Consider the following 6,821-nt stretch of genomic DNA (forward strand, 5'->3'; position numbering starts at 1 on the left):
CCACCGGCGCGGCCGTGATCGAAAGCGTCGGCCCGTCGTCGTCGAAGTTGATGAACGAGCCGACCTGTTCGGTGTAGGCGTTGGTGGTCGTCGTCTTGAAATGGAACTCGGTGATGTCGCACCCTTCGTTCGCATCGACCCCGGTAACCGTCATTCGATCCATTGGGCTGGCGGTGGTGATATCGACGGTTGTGATGTTATCCAGCCCGGTGATGGTCACGGCGTTTCCGGTGCCGTTAAGCCCTGTGACGGTGACGTTGCCGCTTCCGGTGGCATAGGTGCCATCGGCGGTGATGGTGGAGGCAAAGCCCGATTGGCCCGTCAACTTGATGCTGACGATGTCGACAGCGTTAGTCGTGGTACCGTCAAAGAAGTTCGTGCCTTGATCATTGCCCGTATTGTTGAAGGCCTTGATCGTGACGTCCACGCGCTTATCCGGTTGGGAAGGCGTGATCTGGTTGATCGTGAATCCGGCCTGAGTGATAGTCTCGATATGGCTGCCGTACTGGATCTGCGAAGCCGTACCTGCGTTCAGGTTGCCGCCGGTGACAAAATCGACCTGCAGCGTTTCGTTCGGATTGATGCTCTGGTTATTGACACCGAAGCCCTGTGTACTCACGTTGGCGGTGCCACCGTTCAAAGCTATCACCAGAAGCTGCTTGGAAGCGTCATCGGGCGAATTGATCAGGTAGAAATCATGATTGCCTGGAGCGGCGCTCTGGCCTGAGAAACCGACCGTGGTCGTGCCCGCGACCGATGCGAACACCTTGTCGGTCAGATCGATGCGGTCGTCCGGGTCGGTCGCGATCGGATTGAACAGCGGCACATATTGGACCGTGTACAGGTCAAAATGACCGGTGGTGCTGGTGCTGATCAGCGCGAACGAGAAGGCGAGCGGCCCGGTCGCAGCGGGCGCTGCGTTCACGTCAGAGGTCCCAATGACGCCGATCACGACGTTTGGATGCGTTGCATCCTGGAACAGCCAGACATAATTGCCGTCGACCGTCTTAATGCCGCTGTTGACACCGACGGTGGTGGAAAACGGGGTCCCGGACAAGTTCTGCGTGAGAATGACCGAGGTGATGGTTTCGCCCGCGCTCGCCGAGGCGATCACGAAGTCGGCCTGGAAGGCGACTTCCGGTGAGGCCAGCCCGCCCGAAGCGTCGAGGCTTAGGAGATATGTCAGAGTGGTGTTGGTATTGTAAGGCGCAATGGCCGGGTTAACGTCGTCGTCCTGCAAGCCGGTGGTCTCGTCGACAATGATGTCTTGAGCGGTGATATCGAGTGCCATGAGATTCTCCCTGGTCAAATGCGACAGGCGCGAAATCAGCCCCAACGCTGGCAGCCGGCCGCACGGGCGCGCATCCGCCGGCAGGGCCGGCGCCACGCGCCATCGTTAAAAGGAAACTGGAGTTTCGATTGACTCAGGGGGTAGAGGGGTTGGGAGGAACCACCGCAATCCTCCGCTCCGTGCCCCGTCAGGCAATTCTGGGCGGATGCGTCCTATGCGCATCGGTAACCCACCAACGGCGGGCACCAAGGATCAATAATGAGGGCATACTCAACCCCGCCCCTCTTCAACAGGCTATTGACTGCCTGTACGCCTCCCGCTCAGTACATGAGCAATAAAAAGTTTACGCTTATTTGTGGAAAGTTCAAATCGGACTGTTGATTTTTTGGAAGGTATGTGACTTGGGGAAATGGTCCCTCCCCAAGAGGGACTTTTGTCCCTGCTGTAGGAACTATTTGAAAATACAAGAAAATATACTCGATCGCGCCCGTGAACTTGACCGTGGGAGCGGCGAGCAGATTGAATAGGCTTATGCAGGCGGACGCCCGCCATAGTACCAATGATGGATTGGACGATGGCATTGCCGGTTTCCACTGTCAGTTGACGCGCCGCGAAGTGCTCTACAGCGGGACGGTTGTGGCGAAGGCGGTCAGGGCACTACAGCAGCGTGTCGACGATCGATCCGCTCGACAGCACCCTATCGTAGATCTGTGGGTATCGAACGGGGGCAGCATGGCTGCCCCCGCTTGGTCAGGCGTCAGGCGATGTCGACGAGGATATGCTGCGTCGCCGTCGTGTCGCCGTCCGCGTCCGCTATCTGGAACCCGAAGTCGAGGTTGGCGCCGATTGTCCCGGTGGTCTGCTCCACGAACCCGATGTCCACGATCTTCAGGACATCATTGTCGGTCGTATCCCAAGCCGTCAGGTTGCTGGTGGCACTGCTGCCGCCATTGGCTCCGACGGCCCCGTTCAGGTTGATGGCGTCACCCGTCAACCCATTGGCGCTCTGCATGATCTGGAGGCCCTGTATCTTGTAGGTCTCGCCGGAGACCGTGTAGTCGTTCTTTTCGATGATGAGCAAGGCATCGTTGTTATCGAGCGTGAACTCGGTGTTGTACGGGGCGGGAACATTGGCGTTACCCTTGATCAGGTCCGAGTTCTCGACGTTGACGGCTCTGGTTATTTCATTGCCGTTGGCGTCCTTCAGGTCGAGGATCACGACGAGGTCCTCGGAGTTGCCGATGCCGTCGAACTTGACGACAATACCATCGGCGGTCGCGGTCGGGTCGAGCCGCTCTGTACCGCCATTGGGGGCATTCGGGTCGACATCCGACAAAATGTTCTCTTTGAAGAACCGCAAGGTCAGAGCTTCACCCTTCTGAATCGTATCGCCTGCCACCCCGTTCGTCGACTGGGTTGCAGACACCCAGTCTTCATTCAGGTTGGTGACCATATCGTGTGTTGCACCGCCGTTGTTGAACGTGGTGTCGCCAACGGGCGCTCCGTCACCGGTCGAGTTGAAGCCGAACCCGATGGTGTTGGTTGTCGAGTTTGCGGTGAACTGCACGAAGAACGGATCCGGATCGCCGTTCGGGGTGAGCTGCTCCGCAACGATCAGCGGGTGTCCCGTATTGCCCGTGGGCTGCTTGGCAATCAGCTCCGCGGTGTGCAGCACGTCGAAGCTGAACCCGTCGATCACATCGGTCAAGGTTATCGTGTAGGTGTCGGCGTTCTTGTCAAAGACAAGAGTGCCGCCCGCCGTAGAGTCCTGCACACCAGCCGTGATCGGGTCCTTGTCGTAATGGAACGAGAAGTCGAACGAGGCGGATGAGCTGGTCTCTGCCGTGAGGGTTGCGACCGCTTGGGTGATGTTCGGGTTCTGGGCGTTGTCGACGGTGCCGGTCAAGCTGATCTGGACACCGGCGAGTGAGTTGTTGACGTCGACGAAGTCGGACCCGCCGCCCGAGTAGAACAAGGCCGTGTGAGCATCCGTGCCGATGTCATACCCAAAGGCACCGGAGGCCGACGCATTGAGAGTGTTCGCCAGAGTCTCGTGCTGGATCCCTGCGGTACCTGGGTCACCGTCGAACGGCACGGTGATCGTCGGGCCGTCATCCCTGATCTGCACCTTGTCGCCGATGGCCAGGCTGGTGTCGCTGGTGTCGCCGTCGGCGTCGACGGCATGGACCTTGGCAAGCAGAACGCTGTCGGTCATCGTCTTCACGTCGTCCGGGTTAGTGGGGTCGGGATGGGCGATGGCGATGTATTGCGCGATGCTGAGGATGCCGGCCTGGCTGATCGAGATGGCGAGCGCGACAGGATCGCCAGCTGTGTCGCCGTCGTTGCCGACGTCGACCCGGCCGACGACGAGGCCGCCCTCGACATTGAGCAGGATGTTATGCCCGTCGAGCGAATCGAAGCCGGAGTCGGCATTCGCGGCGCTGACGCCGAGCGACAGGGTCTGGCTTCCCGGTCCGTCAGTGCCGAAACTGGAACTCGGCGTGACAACGGCGGAAGCGCTGGCCGCCCAGCCGAGCACGGCGCCGAGAGCGAGGAAGGCGGCCGGCGCCGACCCAGACTGGTCGTTGGAATTGGCGTTGACGAGGGCAGTCTCGTCATGCAGCACCTTGGCCGTATTCTCGGTCAGCGCCGCCGTCGGCCCGTCGTCCTCGATCACGATCTGCTGACCGACGAACGTCGAGGCGGAGCTGGGCGTCGCGATGCTGAAGCCGCCGATGTCGAAAGTGTTGTTGTCGTTGCCGGCAACGCCATCATTGTCGCTGATGTTTTCGATCAGCACGCGGTTGTGGGTCCCGGTCGTCGTCCATTGCACCGTGTCGCCGGTGCTCAGGCCTTTGATGATCAGGTTGCCGTCACCGTCGATCTCGGCGGTCGGAAAATACTGCGTATTGCCTGTCTTGACGACGACGTTGGTAAGCGAGAACGAGCTGATGGCGACGTGCGTGTCGTTGGTGAGCCCGTCGACGAAACCCGTCCCCGGCTCGTAGGCGGTTGTGAAGGCCGAAATCTTGACGGTGACGGGTCCGATGCCCGGATTGGTCTGGTTGACGGTGAAGGACGCCGTGTTTGCATTGACGAGGCTTTGGAAGTCGATGTTGGCTTCGATGTCGGCCTCGTTCTGGTCCAGATTGGGCACGAGGTAGTTCGTGTTCGCGCCGTGGACATAGGTGATGAACGCGCCCTCGGTGGGGTTGATCTGGTTGCCGTTGACACCGAACGAGGTGGTGCTGCCGGCCTGGCTGATGTTGAGCACATCCTTGGTCGTGATATTCCCGCCCTCGGACTGATTCAACGGATCTTGTCCGATCACCACGATCTCGGTGGAGTTCGGATCGCCGAACATCATGAAGAGGTTGCTGCCGGAAGGCGCCCCGGCAAAGCTGAAAGTGGTGGTCTCGCCGGCGGCGAGCTTGAGGGTGTTGCCGAGATTGACCGCGTCATCGGGGTCGCCGGTGTCGCCATGGAAGATCGGCACGTAGGTGACGATACTGAGCGTTACCTGGTCGCTGGTCGCGCCGGCGTTCAACACGTCCTGCTTGAAGATGACGAAAGCGATCGAGTCTACGCCGCCGATGCCATCGCTGTCATATTTGCCGATAACGGTGTTGCTTCCGTCCGCGTAGAGGAAGATTTCCTTGCCGTCGGCGGTTTTGAGCAAGCTGTCGTCGCCGTCGAGGGCGCCGCCGTTGCCGTCCGTGAACGTCGTTCCGGAGAGCTGCGAACCGGCGGTGGCGTTGACGGTGACCGAGTTCGTCTGGGTCGCAACGTAGACATTGGTCGGGAACGTGGAGGGCAGCCCGAGAGTCGTCTCAAGATAGGTCCGGAATGCAAGTGGCAGCGAGGAGTACGCGACATCGGTATCGGTAAAGCCGTCGCCGCTATCGTCGGTTTGCTGACCAGCGGTCTGATCGTTGACGGCCGGGTTGTTGAGAATGAAGCTGATCGTCATGAGGGTTCTCCCTGATTTCAAATGCGACAGGCGCGACGTCAGCCCCAACACTGGCGACCGGCCGCACGGGCGCGCATTCGCCGGCATGGGCCGGCGCTACGAGTCATCATTAAAGAAAACTGGAGTGGTGATTTGGCTCACGGGGGTAGAGGGGGTTGGGAGAAGCCGCCGCTGACCCTCCGCTCCATGCCCCGTCAGGCATTTCCAGGCGGATGCGCCCTATGCGCAGGGGCAACCCGCCAATGATGGGCGCCAAGGATCAATGATGAGGGCATACTCAAACCCCGCCCCTCTAAAACAGGCATTTACTGCCTGTACGCCTCCCGCTCAGAACATGAGCGCAAAAAGTTTACTCTTATTTGTGGAAAGTTCAAATCGAAGTATTGATTTTTCTGGAAATCTGTGACGTGGGGAAATGGTCCCTCTCGAAGGGGGACTTTTGTCCCTCCTGTAGGAACTGTTTGAAAATAAAAGAAAATATACTAGATCGTGCCCTGTGGGCTTGATTGTGGGACCGCCGGAAAGATCGAACAGGCTTATGCAGACGACGCTCGCCATAGCACCAATGATGGACTGGACGGACCGGCATTGCCGGTTCTTCCACCGTCAGTTGACCCGCCGCGCGCTGCTCTACACCGAGATGGTTGTGGCGGAGGCGGTCATTCATGGCGTGCGCGAGCGTCTGCTTGGATTCGACGGCGTCGAGCATCCGGTTGCCCTGCAGCTCGGCGGCTCCGATCCGCGGAAGCTTGCCGAGGCGGCTGTCATCGGCGAGGCGTTCGGCTATGACGAGATCAATCTCAATGTCGGCTGCCCGTCGGACCGCGTCCAGTCAGGCACATTCGGCGCCTGCCTGATGAAGACGCCGGCGCTGGTGGCCGAATGCGTCGCGGCGATGAAGGCTGAGGTAAAAATCCCGGTCACCGTCAAATGCCGCATCGGCGTCGACGATCAGGACCCTGAGCCCGCGCTCGACACGCTGGCGGATGGTGTATTCGCGGCCGGCGCCGATGCGCTTTGGGTGCATGCCCGCAAGGCGTGGCTGGAAGGGCTCAGCCCCAAGGAAAATCGTGATGTGCCGCCGCTCGACTACCCACGCGTCTACCGGCTGAAAGCCGGAAAGCCGAACGAATTCATAGGCATCAATGGCGGTATTCAATCGCTTGAGGAGGCATCGGCGCATGTCGCCCATGTCGACGGCGCCATGCTCGGCCGCGCGGCCTATCATACGCCGGGAATCCTTACCGGCGTCGATGCCGCGTTTTATGGCGACGCACCGGCCGACTTCGATTATGCCGCGCTGATCGACGCCATGGCGGGCTACGCCGAGCGTCATATCGAGAAGGGCGGGCGGCTCGGCCATGTCACGCGCCATATGGTCGGGCTGTTCCATGGGCTCCCAGGCGCGCGCCGCTACCGGCAGATCCTGTCCACCGACGCCAACAAACCCGGCGCCGGGCCGCAGGTGCTGAAGACGGCCTTCGCGGCAATAGATTTCGCGGCGGCGGAAACCGAAGCGGCCTGAGCCCGCGATTGCGTTAGTCGCGCAGCACCATGCGG

Annotated in this window: 2 protein-coding genes and 1 pseudogene; 1 reads left to right on the forward strand and 2 read right to left on the reverse strand. The window is 60.3% G+C overall.

Features of this window, described 5'->3' with window-relative positions:
- Together EOA38_RS23770 and EOA38_RS23775 are read right to left on the reverse strand one after the other, a co-directional pair.
- Positions 1 to 1,291: pseudogene (locus EOA38_RS23770) on the reverse strand (hypothetical protein); the annotation flags it as partial.
- Between the two features lie 757 nt (positions 1,292 to 2,048).
- A complete protein-coding gene (locus tag EOA38_RS23775) occupies positions 2,049 to 5,261 on the reverse strand; it encodes a DUF5801 repeats-in-toxin domain-containing protein (RefSeq protein WP_127300378.1) in 3,213 nt (1,070 codons plus the stop codon).
- 508 nt (positions 5,262 to 5,769) lie between these two features.
- On the opposite strand from EOA38_RS23775, the gene dusA reads away from it, so the two are divergent.
- Positions 5,770 to 6,786, forward strand: coding sequence for a tRNA dihydrouridine(20/20a) synthase DusA (dusA, locus tag EOA38_RS23780; RefSeq protein WP_281059669.1), 1,017 nt, complete (start codon positions 5,770 to 5,772; stop codon positions 6,784 to 6,786).
- Positions 6,787 to 6,821: the final 35 nt, after the last annotated feature.

This window comes from Mesorhizobium sp. M1E.F.Ca.ET.041.01.1.1, from assembly GCF_003997355.1.
Taxonomy (GTDB): Bacteria; Pseudomonadota; Alphaproteobacteria; order Rhizobiales; family Rhizobiaceae; genus Mesorhizobium.

What these genes read in the sequence shown, in the direction of transcription:
- EOA38_RS23775 (WP_127300378.1), bottom strand. Translation starts at nt 5,261, where the DNA reads ATGACGATCAGCTTCATTCTCAACAACCCGGCCGTCAACGATCAGACC.